Origin of the sequence: Corynebacterium massiliense DSM 45435 (genome assembly GCF_028609805.1) — a bacterium.
GTDB classification, from domain to species: domain Bacteria; phylum Actinomycetota; class Actinomycetes; order Mycobacteriales; family Mycobacteriaceae; genus Corynebacterium; species Corynebacterium massiliense.
Genome location: NZ_CP063189.1, coordinates 264,392 through 286,496, shown reverse-complemented (window position 1 = coordinate 286,496; position 22,105 = coordinate 264,392). Strand labels below are relative to the sequence as shown.

Below are 22,105 nucleotides of genomic sequence, written 5' to 3'. Positions count from 1 at the left end.
CCGCCTAAGCCATCTCTTGAGTTGTTTCACTCGTCACTCCAATCGTTTCAGCTTGCCCAAAACCCTACGACTAGATGAGCGTGGTACCGAATTCGTACGTCCACTGGCGGATCCAGTCGATGAACGCGCCCCACAGCCCGGTGACCAGAGCCAGGCCCACCAGGATCATCGCGATGCCGCCTATCACCTGCACCGTACGGGAGTGCTTGCGCAGCCAGTCCACTGTGCGCATCGCGCGGGCGGAGCCGAAGGCAACGAGCAAGAACGGCAGGCCGAGCCCCAGGCAGTAGGCGATGATGAGCAGGGTTCCACGCGCGGCGGTGGTGCCCTCCGTGCCGGCGGCGACCGAGACGATCGCGGCCAGGGTCGGCCCCAAACACGGCGTCCAGCCCAGGGCGAAGACGCCGCCCAACAGCAGCGCGCCGAGCCAGGTGGTCCACCGCTTCGGCGCCATGCGGGTATCGCGCTGCAGGGCGGGCACCCAGCCCATGAACACGATGCCCATGAGGATGGTCACCGCGCCACCGATGCGCATGAGAACTTGCGCATTCGCGTTGAGCGCAGAGATCGCGCCGAACACGGAGACCGTCGCCAGCACGAACACGGCGGTGAACCCGAGGATGAACAGCGCGGCGGCGGCCACCACGGCCCACTGGCGCTTTTTGCCCACGCGCGCGCCGGTCTCATCAAAGGTGACTTCCCCGCCGACCACGCCAGCCAGGTACGAGATGTACCCCGGCACGAGCGGGATAACGCACGGGGAGGCAAACGAGACCAGGCCGGCCAGGGCGGCAGCCAGCAGGCCGAAGATGAGGGGGCCGGCCGCGGCGGCATCGGCAAGCGCGGCGCCTAGCCCGGTGTCAGAACCTGTCATAGGGATCTACGCGTCCTGTTCCTTTTCCAGGTCATCGATGACGGAGATGATGTCCTTGTCCTCGATGCCGCGCAAAAAGACCGCGGCCGGGCGGTGCTGCTTGTCCAGCACGATGGTGGTGGGCACCACCGAGGTGGGCACGCCGCCGAGCGCGCCGGCGGTCTTGAACGGCGGATCGTAGATGGACGGGTAGTTCACGCCGTTGTCTTTGACAAAGTCCTGGGAAATCTCACGGTTAAAATCGCGCACGTTGATTCCCAGCACGGTGCCCACGCCGCGGTCTTCCATCTCGTCTTGCACGCGCTGCAGGTCGTCGCTTTCCGCGCGGCAGGGCGCGCACCACTGGCCCCACGAGTTGAGCACGACGATCTGGTCGTCGAAATCGGAGAGGTTGATGGTCTTCCCCTCGTCCATCAGCGATTCGCCGCCGAATTCCTTCAGCGGCTTGCGCTCCGCCTCGTCGTAGCGGATTTCGGTCTGTCCGCCCGGGGAGACGAACTCGAAGGTGCCGCCGGAGGCCACCGCGTTGTGGGCGTTGTCTTCCTCCTGTGCGCAGCCGGTCAGACAGGCTGCGGGCAGAAGCAGCGCGGCCGTGGCTGCGGCGGCGGCTGCGCGGGAGGGCGAAAAATGGTGCAACGAAAAAGACACTTCTTACCTAAATCTCGTGTGCCGGTTCTGCATAGTGCATATCACTGATCTCGCCGTCGCGGAAAACGAGCGACGTCACCGACGCCAAGTCACACTGCCTATCCCACGGCGCGTGCGCGAGCCGCTTGCCCCGCACATAGCGCTGCACGGTGACAATGGGCAGCTGGTGGCTGACCAGGATGGCCTCGTGGCCTTCCGCCTCCGCGCGGGCGTTATCCACCGCGTCGAGCATGCGCTTGGCGATGTCCACGTACGGCTCACCCCACGACGGCTGCAGCGGGTTGGTCATCAGCGGCCAGCGCACCGGGTTCCACAGCTGGGAGCGCCAGCCCTTCGTGCGCAGGCCCTCGAAGCGATTGCCCGACTCGATAAGCCGCGGCTCCACCTCCACGTTGAGCTTGGTCGCCGCCGAGATGGGCTGCGCGGTTTCCTGCGCGCGCTGCAGGGGCGAGGCGGCGAGATAGACCACGTCGTGACCGCGGAAAGACTGCGCGGTGCGCGCCGCCTGCGAGTGCCCGCGGGACGAGAGGTGGTAGCCCGGGATGCGCCCATAGAGGATCTTTTCCGGGTTGTGGACCTCGCCGTGGCGAACGAGGTGGACGATGGTGGTAGACACTCGTGTTGCTCCTTTAGTCTTTTCGGTGCGCGTGTGCTTAGTGCACCGCGATGTCGCGGGCGGCGATCTCCGCCAGTGCGAAGGACGCCGTGCCGTCCACGCTGACGTGCATGAGCCCCGCGGCTGGTGCGGCGGTCACGGTGAGCTGGGTGCCGGGTCGCATGCCGTGCTCGTCCAAGAAGCGCAGCAGCTCTGGGTCGGCATCGTCAACCTGTTCCATGGTGACGGTTTCGTCGGCGGGGACATCGGCAAGCTTGCGCGCGGACAGCGGTTCCGCCGTCCCATCGGCGCCCGGGATGGGATCGCCGTGCGGGTCGCGCGCGGGGTGGTCGAGGAAGTTGTCCAGCCTGTCGATGAAGCGGTCGCTGCACGCGTGCTCGAGCTGGTCCGCCTCCACGTGGACCTCGTCCCATGTGTAGCCGAGGGTGGTGACCAGAAAGGACTCGAGCAACCGGTGGCGGCGGGCCACCGCGGCGGCGAGCGAGCGCCCCGTTTCAGTTAGCCGCGCGCCCGCGTACCGCTCATGGGAGACCAGCTTTTTGGCGTGGAGACGCTTGACCGCCTCCGAGCACGCCGGCAGCTTCTGCCCCGTTGACCGGGCAAGTTCGCCGAGCGGCATGGCCGCGTCCACGCCGTGGTGCTCTTCGAAATTCCACAGCGTCTTCAGGTAGTCCTGCGTCCGCTCGGGCAGTTCATCAACGTGCATGCGGGCAAGTCTAACGCCAGCACCGCCGCACAGTTTCCAGCACGTTTGCACCCGCTCCATTCATTCCTTATGTTTTCAACTGTTCAATGCATTGAACTTCATCATTTCATGCGTCGATCTTTGTATTCCACGACCCTTCTACAGAAAGCCAGACATGCGACCTCATCTCTCCGCTTCCCGCCGCCAGAATCGCCCGGGCGCCGCCACCGCTCTTGCCGCCACCGCCATCATCGGCACGCTAGGCGCGCTGACCGCCTGCTCCTCGGGCACCGACACCGCGGCCGGCCCCGGCGACAACGATCACCTCCACATCTTCGCCACCACCGGCTACCTCGCCGATGCCGCGCACAACCTCGCGCCCGAGGCGGAGATCACCACGATGGTCGGCCCGGGTGGTGACCCGCACACCTACCAGCCGTCCACCAAGGACTTGGAATCCATGAAGGATGCCGACCTGGTGCTGTGGAACGGCCTCAACCTCGAGGCCCAGATGGTGGACCAGCTTGAATCCCTGGGCGACAAGCAGCTCGCCGTGGGCGACAAGGTGGACCAGAAAGAGCTTCTGCCCTGGCCGGACGCGCCGGATCAGCACGACCCCCACATCTGGAACAGCCCCACCCTGTGGTCCCAGGCCGTCGACGCCATTGGGGACAAGCTCGCGGACATGGACCCGGACGACAAGGTGGCCTACCAAGATCGGTCCGCCGACTACCAGCAGCAGATTGCCGATGCCGCCGCGGACGCCGAAAAAGATCTCTCCCGCGTGGATACCCGCGTACTGGTCACCGGCCACGACGCGTTCAACTACTTCGGCAAAACCTTCAACTTCACCGTGCACGCCACCGACTTCGTCTCCACCGAGGCGACCAAGTCCGCCCCGGAGATCTCCGAGCTGGCCGACGTCATAGCCAAGGAAAAGGTGCCGGTCATCTTCAAGGACAACCAGGCCAACCCACAGGCGGTGACCTCCCTGAAGGAGGCGGTCAAGGATCGCGGGTGGGACGTCGGCGTCTCCGACGCCGAGCTCTTCGCCGATACCCTCGGCCCCACCCCGCCGACCGACACCTACTTGGGCGCGTTCCGCCACAACGCCGAAGCCGTCGCAGATGGGCTAGCTACTAAATGATCCGCACCCGCAACGTAAGCGCCGGCTACGGCAAGCGAACAGTGCTGGAGGGTGTCTCCCTCGACATCCGCCCGGGCAGCTTTACCGGGCTCATCGGCGCCAACGGTTCCGGAAAATCGACCCTGGTTAAAGCCATCGTCGGCCGCATCCCCAGCACTGGCGATATCGAGGTGGACGGGCGTTTGGGGTACATGCCCCAGCAGGCCGACATTGACTGGGATTTTCCCGCCACGCTTTTCGATGTCGCCCTCTTCGGCCGCATCGCCCACCTTCCCTGGTGGCGCTGGCCCGGCAAGCGGGACAAGGCCGCGGCCCGGCGCGCCCTGGAGCGGGTCGGGCTCGCCGATCTGGCCAACCGTCCCATCTCCGCCCTGTCCGGTGGACAGCGCCAGCGCACCCTGCTCGCGCGCACGCTGGCCGGCGACCCAGACGTCATCATCCTGGACGAGCCCTTCGCCGGTGTCGATGCCGCCAGCCAGGCCACCATCGTCGACGTCCTCCACGAGCTCAACGCCGCCGGGTGCACCATCGTGCTGGTGCACCACGACCTGGCGGAAGTCGCCGCGTACTGCTCGGACGTGGTGCTGCTCGCCGGCGGCACGATCATGGCCAGCGGGCCAACGCAGGAGACGCTGACGGACGCGAACATCGCCACGCTGTTTTCCCTTCCTCCCTCCGAAAAACAGCTGGCCCACCACCCGCGAGGTGGCCGCGATGATTAGCCCGGCCGAGCTCGTCACGAACTACACCTACGCCCAGGCGCTCGCCGGGACCGTCGCGGTGGCCGGGTGCGCGGGCGCGGTTGGCCCGTTGGTCTACCTGCGACGGCAGTCACTCATGGTCGACGCGGTCTCGCACGCCTCCTTCCCCGGGCTCATCGCGGTCTTCATCGTCGCTGCATCGCTGGGTTTTAACGGGCGCAACGTCGTCGCGCTGACCTGCGGCGCGGTCGCCTTGGGGTGCCTGGCCGTCGCGGCGATCAATTACCTGCCCAAACACTCGCCGCTGAAGACCGATGCGGTCATGGCTGCCGTGCTATCGACGTTCTTCTCGCTCGGCATGCTGCTCATGCAGTACGTGGCCCGCCACCCCCTGCCGGGCAAGGCCGGCATTCAGGACTACCTGCTGGGCAACGCGTCGACGCTCACGCGTGCCGATGTCATCTCTGCCGCCGTCGTCGGCGCCCTCGCCGCCCTGGCGCTGGGCGCGGTCCACTTCCCCTTGGCGCTCGCCGTCTTTGACCCCGCCTACCGGCGCTTCGAGCCGCTCGTCTTTCTTGTGCTCACGGTGGTGGCCGTCATCGGCATCAAGGTCGTCGGCGTCGTACTCATGGTCGCCGTCGTGGTCGCCCCGGCGGCCGCGGCGCGGCAATGGGTGCGCCGCCTGCCCGGGTTTATCGCCCTGTCGGCGGCCCTCGGGGCGCTGAGCGCCGCGGTGGGCACCTATGCCTCGGTGAACTGGGCCATCCCCACCGGCCCGGCGATTGTCCTCGTCCAAGCTGCCATCGTGGCGGCCTCGCTGATTAACCGGAAGGTCCGCTCATGAGTCTTGCTGCCTCCGCGTTCCTTTTGGCCGTGGTGACCGCGGTCGCGTGTGCCATTCCCGGCGTCTTCGTGGTGCTCTCGCGCCAGTCGATGCTCATCGACGGCATCAGTCACGCCGTGCTGCCGGGCATCGCGCTCGGGTTCCTCTTCACCGCGAGCCTCACCTCGCCCTGGCTTTTGGTCACCACCGTTGTGGGCGGGCTACTCGTGGCCCTCGGCAGCGAGTGGCTCACCCGCTCCGGCTGGCTGGCGGGCGACGCCGCCCTCGGTCTTATCTACCCCGCGCTGTTTGCCGCCGGCGTCATCCTCATCTCCACGCGGTTTAGCCACGTCCACCTCGACGTGCACGCCGTGCTGGTGGGCGATCTCAACCTCGCGGCGATGACCCGCCCGCCATTCGTCCTCGTGATGGGGACGGTCGCCATAATCAACGCCGCAGTGACGCTCATCGCGCTCCCGCGGCTGACCGCGCGGGCGTTTTCCGGGCGCGGGCTGGCCACCGTCTATCTGGCGCTGGTCACCCTCACCTGTACCGCCGCCTTTCACGCGGCCGGCGCAATGCTCGTCATCGCGCTCATGGTCTTCCCCGCCATCACCGCGCGGCTTTTCACCCACCGCGTGCCCGCGATGCTGGCGGCCGCAGTCGCCGTCGCCATCATCACGGCCGCCGCTGGATTTTGGATCGCCTACCACCTCAACGCCGCGACGTCGCCGGCCATGACCGTGGCCAATGCCGGCGTTTTCCTTGCGGTCCTGGCCCTAAGAACCGTCACGCGGCGCACAGCAGGCGCCACCCAGCGCTAGTTCTCCTGCGCCTGGGCGGCGGCCTCCGCGGCCGGTTGCAGCGCCTTTTCGATGACCTCGAAGTCGTCGTCGGTGAGCGCATCGGAGACGAACCACGTCTCGAAGGCGCTCGGTGGCACCATGACGCCGTGATCCAAAAGCGCGTGGAAGAACGGCGTGAAGCGGAAGGTGTCCGCGGCCTGCATGTCCGCGAAGTTGCGGCCTTCGCCTTCGGCGAAACGGATGGACAGCATCGACGAGGCGCGCTGGATGTGGTGGGCAACGCCGGCGTTATCCAGCGCGGAGTCGATGAGGTCTTCCAGACGGTCCGCATGGGTGGCCAGGCGGGGGTACATGGATTCATCGGCAAGCGTGAGCGATGCCAGACCGGAGGCCATGGCCACCGGGTTACCGGACAGGGTGCCGGCTTGGTAGACGGGGCCTGCCGGCGCGAGGTGGTCCATGACGTCCGCGCGGCCGCCGAACGCCGCGGCGGGCAGACCGCCGGAGATGACCTTGCCAAAGGTCACCAGGTCACCGGCGACGCCGTCGACGCCGTACCAGCCCTGGTAGGAGGTGCGGAAGCCGGTCATGACCTCATCGAGGACCAACAGGGCGCCGTCCTCGTGTGCGATGTCCTTGAGCGCCTGGTTGAAGCCCTCAGCTGGGGCGACGGTACCCATGTTGCCGGCCGCGGATTCGGCGATGATGCAGGCAATCTCGCCCTTGTTCTCCGCGAACGCGCGACGCACCGCGTCGAGATCGTTGTACGGCACCACGATGGTGTCCTTGGCGGTCGCGCCCGTAACCCCCGGGGAATCCGGCAGCCCGAACGTGGCCACGCCGGAGCCGGCCGAGGCGAGCAGCGCGTCCACGTGTCCGTGGTAGCAGCCCTCGAACTTCAGGACCTTGGCGCGGCCGGTGTAGCCGCGCGCGAGGCGCACCGCCGACATGGTCGCCTCCGTGCCGGAGTTGACCAGGCGCACCTTGTCCACCGCGGTGCGCTTGACGATGGCCTCCGCCAGCTTCTCCTCCCCCACCGTCGGGGTGCCGAAGCTCAAGCCATCGGCCACGGCCTTCTGCACCGCCTCGACCATCTGCGGGTGCGCGTTGCCGTGGATCATCGGCCCGAAGGAGCTGACCAGATCCACGTACTCGTTGCCGTCGACGTCCCACAGGCGGGAGCCCTTGCCGTGATCGATGACGCGGGCCTGGCCGCCCACGGAACCGAACGCGCGGACCGGGGAGTTCACCCCGCCGGCAATGTACTGGGCGGAACGGTTAAACCACTCGGCGGACTGGGCAGTAGACGCAGAAGTTAAAGACATGGGCGCCATTGTAGTAACCGCATTTGGCACACTAGGAAGCCATGAAGATCGCATTCTTAGGAACCGGACGCATGGGCACCGAGCTTGCCCGCCACCTTCTCACAGACCACGACGTCACCGTATGGAACCGCACCGCCGACAAGGCGCAGCCGCTTGTCGATGCCGGCGCGCACCTCGCCGACTCCCCCGCCGCCGCGGTGGACGGCGCGGAGGTTGTATTCACTTCCCTCTTCGGCCCGGACACGGTCCGCGAGGTGGTCATCGAGCCGAACCTCATCCCGGAGGGCACCCCGTGGTGTGACGCGACCACTATTTCCCCGGACGATGCCCGCGAATTCGCCGACGCCGTAGACACCTACGTGCACACCCCGGTCGTGGGCACACTGGGTCCGGCGCGCGAAGGCACCCTCGGCGTCTACGTGGGCACGCCTGACGATGACCTGCGGGAGAAAATCATGGATCTGGTCGAGCCGTGGGCCGGCGAGAAGAAGCTCATCGGCGTCGACTCCGCCGCGGCCGCCGCCACCGGCAAGCTGCTCGCCAACCTGGCGCTGGCCACCATGGCCCAGGGCGTACGGGAAGCGCTCTACCTCGGCGAATCACAGAACGTGGACACCGAGTCCATCCTCACCATGCTGGACATCTCGGGCCTGAAGTTCATGAAGGACATGAAGCAGGACTTCATCACCCGCGAGCGCGACACCGACCCGGGCGATTTCACCGTCGACGCGCTGTGCAAGGACGCGAAGCTCATGGAGGAAAGCTCCAACGTCGATCTGCCGGCCGTCCACGCCGCCATCGAGTCCTTTGAGGAGCAGCAGTCCATGGGCCACGGCGACGAGGACTTCTCCTCTATTTTCGTCTACCGCAGCCCGGCCTAAAGAATGCGGCGGGCGGCGGCGCGGGCATCCGCGACCACGTTCGGGATGCCCACTCCCCCGGCCCAGGCGCCGGTGACGTCGATGCCGGGGACATCGGCAAGCGCGGCGCGGGCAGCCTTCACGTAGCCGAGGTGACGCTCGTCGAAGCGCGGGATGCCGCCGAACCAGCGCTGAGTAAAGATCTCGCTGACGCCGGCGTCGCGGGCATCGAACCCGGTGATGGTCTTCAGATCGTCGAGGGCGTAATCGACGAGATCGTCCTCGTCGGCGCGGACGATGGCGTCGTCGCCGAAGCGGCCGAAGCTGGCGCGGACGATGACACCGCCGTCGAGACGCTCAGCCAGATGCGGCCACTTCCGTGAGGAGAACGTGAACGCCTTGGCGTGAACACCGCCCTGATCGAGCGCGACGAGCAGACCGGAGTTTTCCGGCAGGTGGTTGCCGGCGCTGTCGGTATCCGAGTCGATCTTCAGCCCGACCACTGCGGAGCTGGCCAGCTTGATCGGGCGCATGGCCTCGGCAGCATCCGGCGCGACCTTCTTCAGCAGCCGGGAAGCGGTCGGGGCCGGGGTGGCGACGAGGACGCGGTCGTAGGGCTCCTGGGCCGCCTCCCCGCCGCCCTTGACGGTGTACCCGCCCTTCTTGTGCGGCTCGACGCCGGAGATGAACGTATCGATCTGGATGTTCGCGCCGCACTTTTCCGCGAGCGTGTCGTAGACGTCCGCGTAGCCGCCGCGGAAGGCGCGGAACGGCGGGCCCGCCGGCTGACCGACGCCGCCGTCGTTGTCCGCGGAGCGTTCTCGCGCTCGCTCCGCGCGCTCCGCTTCGATGGATTTCACAGCGGCAGACAGGGTGACGGGTTCGCCGGACTCAGCGAGCGCGTCGAGCGCTTCCGCCAACTGCGGGACGGTGGCGCGAATGCCCAGGTCGTCGGCGCTGCAAGAGTACACCCCACCAAGCAGCGCGGAGACGACCCGGTCCGCGACCTCGTCGCCGTAGCGCTCGCGGACCATGCGTCCCACGGAGTAGTCCTGACCCACCTGCCAGTCGATGGGTTCGGCGGTGGACTCGGCATCGATACGCGCGGCGGTCTCGGCGGATACCAGGTGCTTGACCGGCTCAGCAGACGACGGGATGCCCATGACGCCGCCCTGCGGGATCGGTTGCAGCGAATCCTGTGCATACACGCGGGAGCGCAGCCCCGACGGCCCGACCATCTGATCGGCCAGGCCGAGCTCGGTGAAGAAATCCACGATGTCGTTGTTGCGGGCGAGAAACGCCTCTGCACCTACGTCCATCGGGCCGCTGTCGAACGGCACCGTGCGCGTTTTGCCGCCGACGCGCGCCTCGGCCTCGAAGACGTCGACGTGCGCGTCCGGCGCGACCTTATGGATCTCGTAGGCAGCGGTGAGACCGGCAATGCCGGCACCGATGATGGCAATACGCATTTAGCCCTCCTCGTGAATGATGTGTACGGCGCGGGTGACGTCCTCGGCCTGGGTGGTGGGCAGCACCCCGTGCCCCAGGTTCCAGATGTGCCCGGTCGCATGCCCAGCCGCCTGGGCGGCGGCAACTTCGTCGCGGATCGCGCGCACGCGGCGGCGCACGGCGTCCTCGCCAGCGAACAAAAGTGCCGGGTCGAGATTGCCCTGCAGCGCGTGCGGCCCGGCGGCCGCGTGGATGCGGGCGGCCGCGGTGTCCATGGTCATGCGGTAGTCCACGCCGACGACCTCCGGGCCGGCCTCGGCCATTGCCCCGAGCAGCTCGCCGGTACCTACTCCGAAGTGGATGCGTGGGATCACGCCGTCGACCGCGGCGAGAATCTCCTTGGAGTACGGCAGGACGAACTCGCGGTAGTCGGCTTCGTTGAGGTAGCCGGCCCAGGAATCGAAAAGCTGCATCGCGTCGATGCCGGCATCGACCTGGATCTGCAGAAAGCGCGTGATGGTGGGAACCAACCGCTGCATCAGCTGGTGCCACAGCTGCGGGTCGGAATGCATGAGCGCCTTGGTGCGCTCGTGGTTCTTCGACGGCCCGCCCTCGATGAGGTAACTGGCCAGGGTGAACGGGGCGCCCACGAAACCGATAAGCGCTTGCGTGTCGGTGAGCTCTTCGAGGATGCGGCCGATGCCCTCGGTGACGGCGGGGGTGTCACCGTCAAGCACCGGCAGGTTCCGCACGTCCTCGGCGGTACGCACCGGATGCTCCATGACGGGCCCGCGGCCGGGGACAATCTCTACCCCCACGCCGGCGGCTTTGAGCGGGACCACGATGTCCGAGAACAAGATGGCCGCGTCCACGTCGTGGCGGCGGACCGGCTGCAGGGTGATCTCTGCCAAGAGATCGGGCCGGAAGCAGGAGTCCAGCATGGAAATGCCCTCACGCACAGCGCGGTACTCGGGCAGCGAACGTCCCGCCTGCCGCATGAACCAGACGGGCGGGCGGGACGGGGTTTCACCACGCGCGGCGGCGAGAATTGGCGCGTTCGGAAGGTGGCGTCGAGACATACCCTCCATTATGGACGAGGGGTAAGCCTAGTCGATGATCCGGCGCTTCTCCCAGGTTTTCTCCTGGACAAAGGAGTTCGCGGCGGGGCGGAACATCAGCAGCGCGGCAACGGCCATCAGCACCGGGATCACCAGCAGGGCCATGCCGCCAACGCCTAAGGCGATGGCGCCGATGTTCACCAGACAGGCCAGTCCCATAACCCCGGCGACGATGCGGCGGCCCCACTGGCTGCCGTTCGCCATCTGCGGGACCAGACAGCCCAGCGCCTCCGCACACACCGTATTAGCCACGGCCACGAAGCGCCGGTTGCGCTCCAGGTACGCCGCGGCATCCGCGGAAAGGTCCGGATCCACCGACCCGGTGTCTGCCCCGCCCGTGCCGAACAGCCCGACGAAGCCAGAGGTGAGCAACACGACGGCCACGGCGATAAGGATCCAATACGCCCACGCCAGCGGGGCGGGCGGCCGTGTCCGGGAGCCAGCCGCCGCGGTACCCGGTCGTGCGACGTCTTCCTGCGCGGCATCCTGGGCGGGCCCGGTGTGCGGATAATCGCTCATCGGCCCCACCCCGACTTCCAGTCGCTACCGCGCGTGCCGCGGTCTTGGTCGTCCTGCTTCTTCTGCTTTTCCTTTTCCTTGTCCTTGTCCTTGTCCTGCTTTTCGCGCCGCTTTTCCTCCCACGCTGCGCGCTGCTCGCGCTCCAGCTGTTTGAGCTGCTCCAGCTCGCCGGTGTAGTCCAAGGTGTCGCGGCGGAGGCTAAAGATAAGCCCCAGGATGGCGGCGACGCCGGTGAGGATGACCAGCATGCCGTCCAGCATGATGAGCCAGTCCGGGGCCTTGGAGCCAGCCGGGGTGGCCAAAAAGGTCAGCAGCAGGCGGAGGGTGAAGTAGATGGAAAAGGCGAACCAGATGCGCCGCGCGACGCCGGCCCGTTTCGTCCCCTTACGCAGGATGTGCAGCATCCACAGCAAGACGCCGACGATGGCGAGTGCAATAAGCCCGCCGACAACGATGGACCCGTAGGCCGCCACGCGCGCCAGCGGTTCCGACAGCGGCTGGTCGGCCTCTTCCAGCTGCTTGTGCACCATGGACACCAGCCCGTCGACGTTGGTGAACCCGATGGCGACCGTCAATAGCTGGTGGATCGCCTCCAGCACGACGGCCAAAAGCCACATCCGGAGCATGTAGTACACCGATTCCGGGTGCTTTTTCGCGGGGCCGGCGTCCGGGCTCGGGTTCTGATGGGGAGTCGGGGGCGTGGTCATAGGCATCTTTTCGTGGTGTCTGTAGTGGATGGGAAACGGACTGCGCGAGCTGAGGCGCCGCGCCGGCGCTTAGGAGTTCAGCGCGCGGGCCGCGTCGACGGCGAAGTAGGTCAGAATCTGATCGGCGCCGGCGCGCTTGAAGCTGCTCAGCGACTCCATGATGATTGCCTGCTCGTCGATCCAGCCGCGCTCGGCGGCGGCCTTGACCATCGCGTACTCGCCGGAGACCTGGTAGACGGCGACGGGCACGGTGGAGCGCTCTGCGGCCAGCGACAAGACGTCCAAGTACGGCTGGCCCGGCTTGACCATCACGATGTCGGCGCCTTCCTCGATGTCCAGATCGACCTCGAGGAGCGACTCGCGCACGTTACGCGGATCCTGCTGGTAGGTGCGGCGATCGCCGTCGAGCGAAGACGCGACGGCTTCGCGGAAGGGGCCGAAGTAGGCGGAAGCGTACTTTGCGGAATACGCCATGATCGCTACGTCCTGGTGCCCGGCCGCATCGAGCGCGGAACGGATGGCGGCCACCTGGCCGTCCATCATGCCCGACGGGCTGACCATGTGGGCGCCGGCCTCGGCCTGGGCGACGGCCATCTCCTGGTAGATGGCGACGGTCTCGTCGTTTTTAACCCGTCCCTTGTCATCCAACACGCCGCAGTGGCCGTGGTCGGTGAACTCGTCTAAGCAGGTATCGGCCATGACGATGAGGTCGTCGCCGAACTCCTCCCGCAGGGCGTTGATGCCGCGGTTGAGGATGCCGTCGGGGCGCACCGCCACCGAACCGGTCGCGTCCTTGTCTTCCGCGCGGGGGACGCCGAAGAGATCCACGGACTTCACCCCGGCGTTCAGGGCGTCTTCCACGGTGCGCTTCAGCGAGTCGATGGTGTGCTGAAACTGGCCGGGCATGGAGGTGATCTCCTGCGGGGCGTCGATGCCCTCACGGACGAACAGTGGCCAGATCAGATCGGAGCTGTGCAGGCGCGTTTCTGCGACCATCTCGCGCAGGGCGGGAGTTTGGCGCAGGCGCCGCGGGCGGCGAGAAATTTCGAAAGAAGACACGCGCTACATCTTAAGGGACGGCGCAAACCCGGCGTTTCCACCGGGCGACCGCGTCCCCCGCCTCATCCCCGCGCGCCCGCGGTTTTAGGAGTCCTTCTTCTGCGTCTTCTTCCGAGTGCGGCGCTTCTTGCGCGGGGCGGGCAGGTTGCCGGCGGCACGCAGGGCGGCGACGTGCTCCGCCAGGGCATCGACAAGCGAGGGCACGTCGGCCTGCTCCGGCACGACATCGACACGCAGGCCCATCTCTTCTGCGACCTTCTTCGTGGACGGCCCGATGCAGGCGATGATGGTGCGCGGGTGCGGCTTGCCGGCGATACCGACCAGGTTGCGCGCCGTGGAACCGGAGGTAAACGCCACGGCGTCGAAGCCGCCGGACTTGATCATGTCGCGGGTCTCCGCGGCAGGCGGGGCGGCACGCACGGTGCGGTAGGCAACGATGTCGTCGACCTCCCAGCCCAGGTCCTCCAGGCCTTCCACGAGGGTGTCGCCCGCGATGTCCGCGCGCGGCAAAAGGACGCGGCCGACCGCGTCGATCTCCTCGACGTAATTGGGAAAGACCTCGACGAGCCCCTCGGCGTTTTGCTTGTAGGGCTTCGGCATAACCTCCGGGCTAATGCCCTTTTCCTGGATGGCGGCGGCGGTCTTGGTGCCCACCGCGGCCAGGTGCACGCCGGCGAAGTCGCGGGCGTCGAGACCGAGCTGCTCGATCTTGCCCCACACCGCGCGCACGGCGTTCACGGAGGTGAACACGATCCACTTGTAGCGGCCCTCCACGATGCCCTTGATGGCGCGGTCCATCTGCGCCGGGTTACGCGGCGGCTCCACGGAAATGGTGGGCACGTTCTGCGGGATGGCGCCGTAGGAGGCCAGGCGCGCGCTCATCGGCGCCGCCTGCTCCTTGGTGCGCGGCACCAGCACGCGCCAGCCATACAGCGGCCGGTTTTCCCACCAGGAGTACTTCGTGCGGTCGTCGAAGCTGCGGCCGAGCGTGACCACCAAGTTGCCGGGCAGCTCCACTTCGAGCTTGCCCAGCGTGCCCAGGGTGGCCTCGATGGTGCGCTGCAGCCGGGTGGTGCCGTGCACGGTCACGTACGCTTCGGACTCCGCCGGCAGCCCACGATCCTGGAGGTTTTCCGAAATGCGCGACAGGTCCGCCGCGGTGGCCTGCAACACCAGTGGCTGCGCGGCCTGCGCGAGCTTGTCCCAGTCCACGTCGCCGTCGGTGACATCAGCCTCGGTGTAGGTCGAACCGAGGGCCAGTCCGGCGAAGGTGGGCACGGTCGACGGCAGGGACATCCCCGGCGCAACCTGGAAATCCAGCCCCGCGGCCGCGACCGCGGTGATCTCCTTCTTGATGGACTCGCGGTTAAGCGGGTTGCCCGCCACCAGGCGAATCACGTTGTGCGGCTCGTATGCGGCCGCCTGCTCCGGGTCGTCGGGGCGCTCGTCCAGCGCGTCTTTGAGCTGCTTGACGATGGCCGCGACGTCCGCTTCTGCCGCACTGTTTCCTTCGTCTCCAGCACCAGTGCCGGAGCCGGAGCCGATGCCGGTGCTGGTCTCGAGGTCGCCGTCGACCTCCGCGGCATCGGCACCCGCGTCGGCATCAGCACCCGCATCGCTGTGTACGTCGGCAGCGTCATCCGATGCGGACTCTGACACGGAACCGGCGACCTCGCGGATGTCCGCAGCCGTCGGCGGCGCCGGGCGCGGCGGCTTGCGGCGGGCACCGTTGGCCTTCGCCTCGGCGCACATCTGCTCGTAGGCCTCTTCTGCCGCGTCGAGTTTTTCCTGCGGTACGGGCAGCGCAGATCCCACGATGTCGCGGATCCCGCTAAAGACCTCCCTGTCCACGATGGCGATAGCGTGGTGTGCCAAAATCTCCCGTGCACGGACGGTGAGCAGATCTGGGTTGCCAGGTCCGGCGCCTACGAAGAGGACCTTGCCCCGCGCCGGGGTGGACGAGTCAGTCTCAACGTTGCTCATACAGTTCTTTTCTAAGGTTGGGCACCAAGGGCGCCGCACGCGGACATGATCGCGCGCGGCAGTCTCCCCCGAGCCATGGACAGATGGGAAAACGCTCAGTCATTTCGGGGCCATACCCAGGGGCTTTCCAGCCCATCCCCCGCCACAGGGGACCACGTGGGACGGCTGAGATGGCCGTGTGGTAGTTACACCTTAATTTAGGGTGCCCCCGGTGCAAAAATTACCGGGGACCTACCGGGGCGCCGGCTACTCCCCCAGCAGGTCGGCAGCCCCTTGGGCGAAGAGGCCGCTGGCTACCTTCTCCCCCAGCTCGCGGGCCTGGGCAGCCGGGCCCTGCTCCGTGACGATGATGTTGCGCGAACCGTCCAGGGCAAACACGCCGCCGCGGACGGTGAGCGTATCGCCTGTCAGATCGGAGGTCGCGGCGACCGGGGCCGTGCAGCCGGCCTCCAGGCGGGACAAGACCGCGCGTTCGCCGTCGACGCAGGCGGTCACGGCGGCATCGGCAAGCGTGTCGATGGCCGCGCACGTTTCCGCATCGTCCGCCCGTGCCTCGATGGCCAATGCACCCTGCGCCGGCGCCGGCATGAAGCGCTCGCGGTCGAAGACCTCGGTGGCGCGATCGGCATACCCGCCGCGGTTCAACCCGGCGTAGGCGAGCAGCACCGCGTCGAGCTCGCCGTCGGTGACCTTGCCCATGCGCGTGTCGATGTTCCCGCGCAGCGGCCGGATATCCACGTCCGGGCGCAAGGCGCGCAGCTGGGAGATACGCCGCGGCGCCGACGTGCCCACGCGGGCGCCCTCCGGGAGATCGTCTAAGCCCATGCCGTCCCGCGCGATGAGCGCTTCGCGGTTGTCCGCGCGCTGCGGGGTAATGAGGTGGAAGCGCTCGTCGGCCGCGGTGGGCAGATCCTTGTACGAGTGCACGGCGATGTCGCAGTCGCCGCGGTGGAGCGCCTCGCGCAGGGCCTGGGTGAACACGCCGACGCCGATGCGCTCGACTGGTGCCATATTCACGTCGCCGGCGGTGGTGACGATGTGCAGTTCGGCGTCAAACCCCTGCTCGATAAGCCAGTCGCGCACGTGCCCCGCCTGGGTGGTCGCGAGCTTGGATCCGCGGGTACCAATCTTGAGCGTCACTTACGCGTCCTTTCTTTCCGGGTGAGTGTCCGGCAGGTCGGGAAGGTCGGGCAGTTCGGCCGCTTCGACGGCCACGCCCGTCCCCTCCAATTGGAAGCCGAAGAGCTCCTGCAGCGCCGTGGCGTGGTCGACCGTTCCGGAGTCGGCGGCGAGTTTTTTCGCGCGCACCGTCGGTTCGTGCAACAGCTTGTCCGCCACGCGCTTTAAGGCCTGGCGTACGTCGTCCACCTGCTGTTCGGTGAGCTCCGGGGACTTCTGGCGCAGCCTGCCCAGCTCGCAGGCCACCACGTCCGCCGCCCGGCGGTGCAGGGCGCCGATGGCGGGCGCGACGTCGCGCACGCGCTGCGCCGACGTGTACGAATCCAGTTCCTCGGCCACGATGCGCTCGGCCGCCTGCCGCGGGTCGGTGGCGGCGGCGACTTCGGTGTTGGCGGCCTGCAGCGAGTTGCTCAGCGATTCGATGTTGACCAAGCGCACGCCGTGGTGCTCGGCCACCGCGTCATCGATGTCGCGTGGCAGGGACAGATCCACCAGCATGAGCGGGCGGTGGGCAGCGGCAGTTTCCTTGGCGGGCAGGTCCGCGGCGGTGATGGTGAAGGAATCGGAGCCGGTGGCGGAAACGGCCATGTCCACCTCCGCCAGCTGCGTACAACGCTCCGTGAAGGGCACGGCACGGGCCTTCACGCCGGCTTCTTCGGCGTGCTGCGCTAAGTTCTCGGCGCGCTCCAAGGTGCGGTTGGCGATGACGAGCTCCGCCGCCCCCAGCCGCCCCGCGTGGGTGGCGGCGAGCGAGGCCATCGCACCGGCGCCGAGGATGAGCACCCGCTGGCCGGCCAGATCGCTGGCCTCCATGGCGGTGAGCGCCTGGTCGAATGCGAAGGAAACCATGGAGGCGCCGGCGGCATCGATATCCGTTTCGGAGTGGACGCGCTTTCCCACGTGGAGCGCGGCCTGCGCGAGCGCGTGCAGGCGCGGGCCCACGGTGCCCTCCTCGGTGGCCGCTTGGTAGGCGGTGCGCACCTGGCCGATGATCTGCTGCTCGCCGATCACCATGGAATCCAGCCCGGAGGTCACCGTCATCAGGTGCTCGGCCGCGGCATCAGCGTATCGGACGTAGAGATACCCGCGCAGCGTGTCGGCGGGCACGTCAGAGACGTCCGCCAAAACCCCGACAACTTCCTGGACGCCCATGTGGAACGAGTTCGTCACCGCATACACTTCGAGGCGGTTGCAGGTGGAGACGATCATCGCCTCCGACAGCGCGGAGCAATCCACGAGCCGCGAGCAGGTGTCGTGCTGGATGGTGTTATCCATACTCAGCTGCTCTAGGAGGGCGACCGGCGCCGACTGGTGCGACATGCCCACTACGAGCACGCTCATTCACTTTCCTCCAGTCACAGGGATGGTTGACAGGGTTCGAGACAACCGTCAACCTTATTGTGGATAAACTCGTTCGTCCAAAAGACGGGTGCTACTCGGCCAGCGCGTCGGCGAGCTCAGCGTTATCCACTTCCCAGCACGCAAACTCTTCGCCGTCCACGACGACCACCGGTACCCGGTCGCCGAACTCGACGGCCAGCTCGGCGTCCTCATCGACGTTGACCACAGTGAATTCCGCGCCCGCCTCCTGGATCACGGGTTCGATCTGTTCGCGGACACGGGCGCACGATCCGCACGTGGTGCGAACCATCAACTCGACTGTGTGGGACATCAATCCTCCTTGCGCATGCCGCGGGCGCGGGCGGTGTCTATCATTGACACGTTACAGAACCGACGTGGAAGGCCCGTGACCGCCGCCGTGAATGCACTCGCCGCACCAGAGGACATGCCGGAGGACCCGCGCGATTTCCTCGCCCAGTGGGTAGCCAGCCGCGGCAACCTACGGCATTTCTTTGAAAACTCCGCATTCGCCCCGCTTGGCGATGCCGAGCAATTAGCCGCCGGCCACGCCGCCGCGGCGGCCGCCGCCGAGGACATCTTCGGACTCGACCTAGACTCATTTAGCTCCGGCGTCGACTCGGTGGGCGCGGTCCTGGCCAGCGGCGGGTCGTTGAAGTTGACCTCCCCGGACCCGGACATCCCGCAGGAGGCGGGTGTGGCCGCGTTTTTCGATGTGGACAACACCCTCATCCAGGGCTCCTCCCTCGTCGTATTTGCCCTAGGCCTGGCGCGTCGCCGGTTTTTCCGGCTTCGCGAGATCGCCCCCATCGTGTGGAAGCAGCTTCGCTTTCGCATCAGCGGCAACGAGAACCCGGCGGACGTGCGCGCCGCCCGGGCGCAGGCGCTCGAGTTCATCAAGGGCCGCGACGTGGCCGAGCTGGAGGAGCTGTGTGAGCACATCGTGGACCGCCAGATGCTCGACCGCGCCTACCCCGGCACGAAGGAGCTGGCACAGATGCACCTCGACGCCGGCCACCAGGTGTGGTTGGTCACCGCCACCCCGGTGCAGGTCGCGCAGATCCTTGCCCGCCGCCTCGGGTTTACGGGCGCGCTCGGCACCGTCGCGGAGGTCGAGGACGGCAAATTCACTGGGCGCCTCGTGGGCGACATCCTGCACGGTCCAGGTAAGAAGCACGCGGTGGCGGCGTTGGCCACGATTGAGGGCCTCGACATGGCGCGGTGCACGGGCTATTCCGACTCCTCCAACGACGTGCCCATGCTCACCATGGTGGGCACCGCCGTCGCGGTGAACCCGGACCGCACACTCAAGCGCATCGCCGAAGAACGCGGCTGGCCGGTCCGTGACTACCGCTCGCTGCGCCGCGCGGTGAGCACCTACGGCCTGCCCGCCCTCGCCGCCGCCTTCACGTGGCGCATAGTCCGCCGCCGGCGCGCCTGAGCGATATCCCCATCCCCGCCCGGCTCCCCCTGCTCGACTCCTACCCGGCTCCTGCGCGCACGTTTTGTGATCACAAGGCCCATTTTTGTCTGGATTTTCGCGCTTACGATCACAAAACGTGCGCCCACCCTCAGCGCGGGCATTCAGAAGGCCTGGGTTAAGGGTCAAAAAGTGTGTCCGGAATCGCGGATTTTCACGGATTGACCTGTAGGTTTCCGGAAAGTATATGCTCCGGAAGCATATATCTAGCCCCCGACGGGAAATCCTCGGTGTGGCAGCCGTGATGTGCTATGCGCGGCGTGGTGTGGTGTCGCAATGTCGAAGAACCAACCACGCTGCCACTGCGGCGGTGAAATGAAACGCAACGGCACCACCAGCAAAGGCACCACCAGATGGCGCTGCAAACAATGCGGCGCCTCCAGCGTCAAACGTCGAAACGACATCACCAACGCGGCAGTGTTCACCCAGTTCATCGAGCATTGCACCACCGCAATATCACTCGACGACCTAGCCAAACGAAACGGTGTTAGCCGCGCCACCATGAAGCGGCGCTTCAAGTGGTGCTGGCTCGTTGATGTGCCTGACCCCACCGCCGGCCACCACAAGCGGATCTACGACCAGGTATTTCTCGATGGCACCTACACCGCCGGTGGCTGCCTGATCGTCGCGGCGACCATCGACCACGTGATCGCCTGGCACTGGTGCAAACACGAAACCACCCGCGACTACCAACTGCTGCTTGAACGCATCGAAGCCCCACTCATCGCCGTCATCGACGGCGGCCAAGGCGCATACAGCGCAATCAAAAAGTGCTGGCCGACTACGAAAATTCAACGCTGCCTCGTCCACGCCCAACGCGTGGTCCGCCGCTACACCACCACCAACCCACGCACCGATGCCGGGCGCACCATCTACCGACTTGCGCTGAAACTGACCCGGATCACCACACTGGATGAAGCCGCCGCGTGGGGTGTGCAACTGCACGAGTTTTCAACGATCTACCGGGAATGGATGAACGAGAAAACCATGATCAAAGACCCCAAAACAGGTGCATGGACCCGCGTGTGGACCCACCACAATGAAGTGCCCCGAGTTTTGTTCCTAGGCATTTGCCTTGATTTCTATTATTTCTTGCGGCGGGTTCTGCTTCCAAAAATCGGTTTCCACTTCGACTGGGGTTCGGTATCCCAAGCTTTGGTGAAGCCTCATCTCGTTCCACCATGACACCCACTCGAACGTCGCGATTTCTACCTCGACAACATCATCCCACCTGCGAGTATGGATCAGCTCGTTCTTGTAGGAGCCGTTAACGTTTTCAGCCAGAGCATTGTCATAAGAATCCCCGACAGTTCCGGTGGAAGCGGCAATCCCGTGCTGGGCAAGGCGCTCGTTGTAGACCACGCTGACGTACTGCGAGCCGTGATCCGAATGGTGAATGAGACCTGTTGTTTCCTCAGCACACACGATCGCCTGATTAAGAGCTTGCAGCGGCAACGCTTCGGTGCGCATGGAGTCTGATAACGCCCACCCAACGATCCGTCGGGAGTAAACGTCGGTGACAAACGCGGCATACACAAAGCCTTTCTTCGTGCGCACATACGTAATGTCAGCCACCCACAGTTTGTTCGGGCCGGGGGCTTTGAACTCACGCTCGACCAAGTCTGGGCGCAGATCAGGCACGTTAGGCTTACGGGTTGTGAGAGGTGATCTGCCTTTGCCTTTGCCAGAAACACCGGCCAAGCGCATTAAACGGGCAGTTTGTTCACGACCGATATCAATTCCGTCACGGCGGAGAGCATGCCACATTTTCCGTACACCGTAGACACCGTAATTATCCCGATGAACAGTTCTAATGCGTTCGACCAGCACAGCATCACGAAGGCGACGAGCACTTAACCCACGGGCCTTGGACTGGCGATAGCCACGCGAGGTGATAAACCCACCAGCCCGGTTATTCTTCAACGTCTTACAGATGAACTCGACAGAGAAACGACCCCGGAATTCATCGATGAACCGGATCATTTCCGACGTTTTGGGTCGAGTTCCGACGCGAAAAAAGCTGAAGCGGCCTTCAGCAGCTCATTAGTGTCGCGTAGCTCTTGATTTTCACGACGCAGCCTCGCGTTTTCCGCGGCCAAATCTTCAGGCACAGGTTCTGGGATGTTTCCCGCACGACGGGCCTGTTGAGTCCATTGACGGGCCGTATGCCATGAAACCCCCAGCTTTGGAGCTACTGCCTGGCACGCGGCTTGCATCGACATATTTTCTGCCAAGATGCGATCTTCCACGAGACGGACCACACGGTCCTTTGCATCCTGGTCAAATTTTCTTGGCATATTCCAGATTTTCCCATCTACTTAAACGGAACAAAACCTGGGACACTTCACAACGTGCGCAAGGCCTACAACAGCCTCAACCATCTTTGGCGGTCCGAGATGCTGTTTGTCTACCTCAACCCGCCAGCAGGAGTCCTTGCGCCCGAGCGGATCAAATCCACCACCAACAGCTTAGAAGGCGGCATCAACGCCCAGCTCAAACTGCTCGCCAGAACCCACCGCGGCAGATCAGGCGAACGACAACGCCGCATGCTGGATTGGTGGCTCTACTTAAAAACGGAACTGCCTGACGATCCAGTACGAATCGCCAGGCAGTCCGACTGGGGCCAGGGCCAACTCGCCAAAGTATCCACCCTGACCCAAACCGAGAACCAAGCCGACCACGAAACAGGACGCCCAGCCCTCTACGACAACGCTATCGACACCGACTACACCCACTCAATCGGCATTCAAAAAGGCCAAATCTAACC

The 22,105-nt window shown here is 65.9% G+C and carries 21 protein-coding genes and 2 pseudogenes; 8 read left to right on the top strand and 15 right to left on the bottom strand.

Features of this window, described 5'->3' with window-relative positions; all coding sequences use genetic code 11:
- Positions 1-70 precede the first annotated feature (70 nt).
- Genes CMASS_RS01395 through CMASS_RS01380 form a run of 4 tightly spaced genes read right to left on the bottom strand, consistent with a single transcriptional unit; the run spans position 71 to position 2,844 of the window.
- Entirely contained in the window at positions 71-874 is an 804-nt protein-coding gene (locus tag CMASS_RS01395; protein WP_022863401.1) for a cytochrome c biogenesis CcdA family protein, read from the bottom strand.
- A 6-nt stretch (positions 875-880) separates the two neighbouring features.
- Positions 881-1,510 carry a TlpA disulfide reductase family protein gene (locus CMASS_RS01390; protein WP_027018748.1) on the bottom strand — a complete coding sequence of 210 codons (630 nt, stop codon included), beginning with the start codon at positions 1,508-1,510 and terminating at the stop codon, positions 881-883.
- 19 nt (positions 1,511-1,529) lie between these two features.
- A complete protein-coding gene (locus CMASS_RS01385; RefSeq protein WP_022863399.1) occupies positions 1,530-2,138 on the bottom strand; it encodes a histidine phosphatase family protein in 609 nt (202 codons plus the stop codon).
- 37 nt (positions 2,139-2,175) lie between these two features.
- Positions 2,176-2,844 carry a metal-dependent transcriptional regulator gene (locus CMASS_RS01380; RefSeq protein WP_022863398.1) on the bottom strand — a complete coding sequence of 223 codons (669 nt, stop codon included), beginning with the start codon at positions 2,842-2,844 and terminating at the stop codon, positions 2,176-2,178.
- A 154-nt stretch (positions 2,845-2,998) separates the two neighbouring features.
- Between CMASS_RS01380 and CMASS_RS01375 the strand changes: the two genes are divergently transcribed.
- The 4 genes from CMASS_RS01375 to CMASS_RS01360 are packed head-to-tail and all read left to right on the top strand — an operon-like array spanning position 2,999 to position 6,318.
- Positions 2,999-3,970: a metal ABC transporter substrate-binding protein gene (locus tag CMASS_RS01375; protein ID WP_022863397.1), complete on the top strand. Its 972-nt coding sequence runs from the start codon at positions 2,999-3,001 to the stop codon at positions 3,968-3,970.
- The gene (locus tag CMASS_RS01370) at positions 3,967-4,692 is read left to right on the top strand and encodes a metal ABC transporter ATP-binding protein (protein ID WP_022863396.1); all 726 of its coding nucleotides are present in this window, start codon (positions 3,967-3,969) and stop codon (positions 4,690-4,692) included. The genes CMASS_RS01375 and CMASS_RS01370 overlap by 4 nt, the downstream gene beginning before the upstream one ends.
- Positions 4,685-5,515: a metal ABC transporter permease gene (locus tag CMASS_RS01365; RefSeq protein ID WP_022863395.1), complete on the top strand. Its 831-nt coding sequence runs from the start codon at positions 4,685-4,687 to the stop codon at positions 5,513-5,515. The genes CMASS_RS01370 and CMASS_RS01365 overlap by 8 nt, the downstream gene beginning before the upstream one ends.
- Positions 5,512-6,318: a metal ABC transporter permease gene (locus CMASS_RS01360; protein ID WP_022863394.1), complete on the top strand. Its 807-nt coding sequence runs from the start codon at positions 5,512-5,514 to the stop codon at positions 6,316-6,318. Before CMASS_RS01365 ends, CMASS_RS01360 begins: the two co-directional genes overlap by 4 nt.
- Here the strand turns inward: CMASS_RS01360 and hemL are convergent.
- Positions 6,315-7,634 (bottom strand): glutamate-1-semialdehyde 2,1-aminomutase, encoded by a 1,320-nt coding sequence (gene hemL, locus CMASS_RS01355; RefSeq protein ID WP_027018746.1) that lies wholly within the window; start codon positions 7,632-7,634, stop codon positions 6,315-6,317. The two genes, CMASS_RS01360 and hemL, sit on opposite strands and share 4 nt — an antisense overlap.
- A 32-nt stretch (positions 7,635-7,666) precedes the next feature.
- Here hemL and CMASS_RS01350 point away from each other — a divergent pair, with 32 nt between their 5' ends.
- On the top strand, positions 7,667-8,506 hold the full coding sequence (locus CMASS_RS01350; protein WP_022863392.1) for an NAD(P)-dependent oxidoreductase: 840 nt from the start codon (positions 7,667-7,669) through the stop codon (positions 8,504-8,506).
- Here CMASS_RS01350 and CMASS_RS01345 read toward each other — a convergent pair.
- The 9 genes from CMASS_RS01345 to CMASS_RS01305 form a co-directional block, all read right to left on the bottom strand.
- Complete coding sequence (locus CMASS_RS01345; RefSeq protein WP_022863391.1) at positions 8,503-9,954, bottom strand: protoporphyrinogen oxidase; 1,452 nt, start codon at positions 9,952-9,954, stop codon at positions 8,503-8,505. The two genes, CMASS_RS01350 and CMASS_RS01345, sit on opposite strands and share 4 nt — an antisense overlap.
- Positions 9,955-11,013 (bottom strand): uroporphyrinogen decarboxylase, encoded by a 1,059-nt coding sequence (gene hemE, locus CMASS_RS01340; RefSeq protein WP_022863390.1) that lies wholly within the window; start codon positions 11,011-11,013, stop codon positions 9,955-9,957. It abuts the gene before it with no gap.
- Positions 11,014-11,040: 27 nt separating this feature from the next.
- Positions 11,041-11,571, bottom strand: coding sequence for a hypothetical protein (locus tag CMASS_RS01335; protein WP_022863389.1), 531 nt, complete (start codon positions 11,569-11,571; stop codon positions 11,041-11,043).
- Positions 11,568-12,278 carry a hypothetical protein gene (locus CMASS_RS01330; protein ID WP_022863388.1) on the bottom strand — a complete coding sequence of 237 codons (711 nt, stop codon included), beginning with the start codon at positions 12,276-12,278 and terminating at the stop codon, positions 11,568-11,570. The genes CMASS_RS01335 and CMASS_RS01330 overlap by 4 nt, the downstream gene beginning before the upstream one ends.
- Before the next feature lie 69 nt (positions 12,279-12,347).
- Entirely contained in the window at positions 12,348-13,337 is a 990-nt protein-coding gene (hemB, locus tag CMASS_RS01325; RefSeq protein ID WP_022863387.1) for a porphobilinogen synthase, read from the bottom strand.
- A gap of 84 nt (positions 13,338-13,421) precedes the next feature.
- Positions 13,422-15,320: a uroporphyrinogen-III synthase gene (locus CMASS_RS01320; RefSeq protein WP_022863386.1), complete on the bottom strand. Its 1,899-nt coding sequence runs from the start codon at positions 15,318-15,320 to the stop codon at positions 13,422-13,424.
- A 246-nt stretch (positions 15,321-15,566) separates the two neighbouring features.
- Positions 15,567-16,460 carry a hydroxymethylbilane synthase gene (gene hemC / locus CMASS_RS01315; RefSeq protein WP_022863385.1) on the bottom strand — a complete coding sequence of 298 codons (894 nt, stop codon included), beginning with the start codon at positions 16,458-16,460 and terminating at the stop codon, positions 15,567-15,569.
- On the bottom strand, positions 16,461-17,840 hold the full coding sequence (locus CMASS_RS01310) for a glutamyl-tRNA reductase (RefSeq protein WP_022863384.1): 1,380 nt from the start codon (positions 17,838-17,840) through the stop codon (positions 16,461-16,463).
- A gap of 91 nt (positions 17,841-17,931) precedes the next feature.
- Complete coding sequence (locus CMASS_RS01305; RefSeq protein ID WP_022863383.1) at positions 17,932-18,171, bottom strand: glutaredoxin family protein; 240 nt, start codon at positions 18,169-18,171, stop codon at positions 17,932-17,934.
- A gap of 114 nt (positions 18,172-18,285) precedes the next feature.
- Here CMASS_RS01305 and CMASS_RS01300 point away from each other — a divergent pair, with 114 nt between their 5' ends.
- Both CMASS_RS01300 and CMASS_RS01295 read left to right on the top strand, forming a co-directional pair.
- On the top strand, positions 18,286-19,299 hold the full coding sequence (locus CMASS_RS01300; protein ID WP_027018745.1) for an HAD family hydrolase: 1,014 nt from the start codon (positions 18,286-18,288) through the stop codon (positions 19,297-19,299).
- 315 nt (positions 19,300-19,614) lie between these two features.
- A pseudogene (locus CMASS_RS01295) lies at positions 19,615-20,379 on the top strand (IS256-like element IS1249 family transposase); the annotation flags it as partial.
- A 21-nt stretch (positions 20,380-20,400) separates the two neighbouring features.
- On the opposite strand, the gene CMASS_RS01290 reads toward CMASS_RS01295, so the two are convergent.
- Positions 20,401-21,635, bottom strand: a protein-coding gene (locus CMASS_RS01290) for an IS3 family transposase (RefSeq protein WP_273665894.1) whose coding sequence is annotated in 2 segments (ribosomal slippage) — positions 20,401-21,347 and positions 21,347-21,635 — 1,236 coding nt in all. Because the reading frame shifts where the segments join, the coding sequence is not laid out codon by codon here.
- A 42-nt stretch (positions 21,636-21,677) separates the two neighbouring features.
- On the opposite strand from CMASS_RS01290, the pseudogene CMASS_RS01285 reads away from it, so the two are divergent.
- A pseudogene (locus CMASS_RS01285) lies at positions 21,678-22,103 on the top strand (IS1249 family transposase); the annotation flags it as partial.
- Between the last annotated feature and the right edge of the window lie 2 nt (positions 22,104-22,105).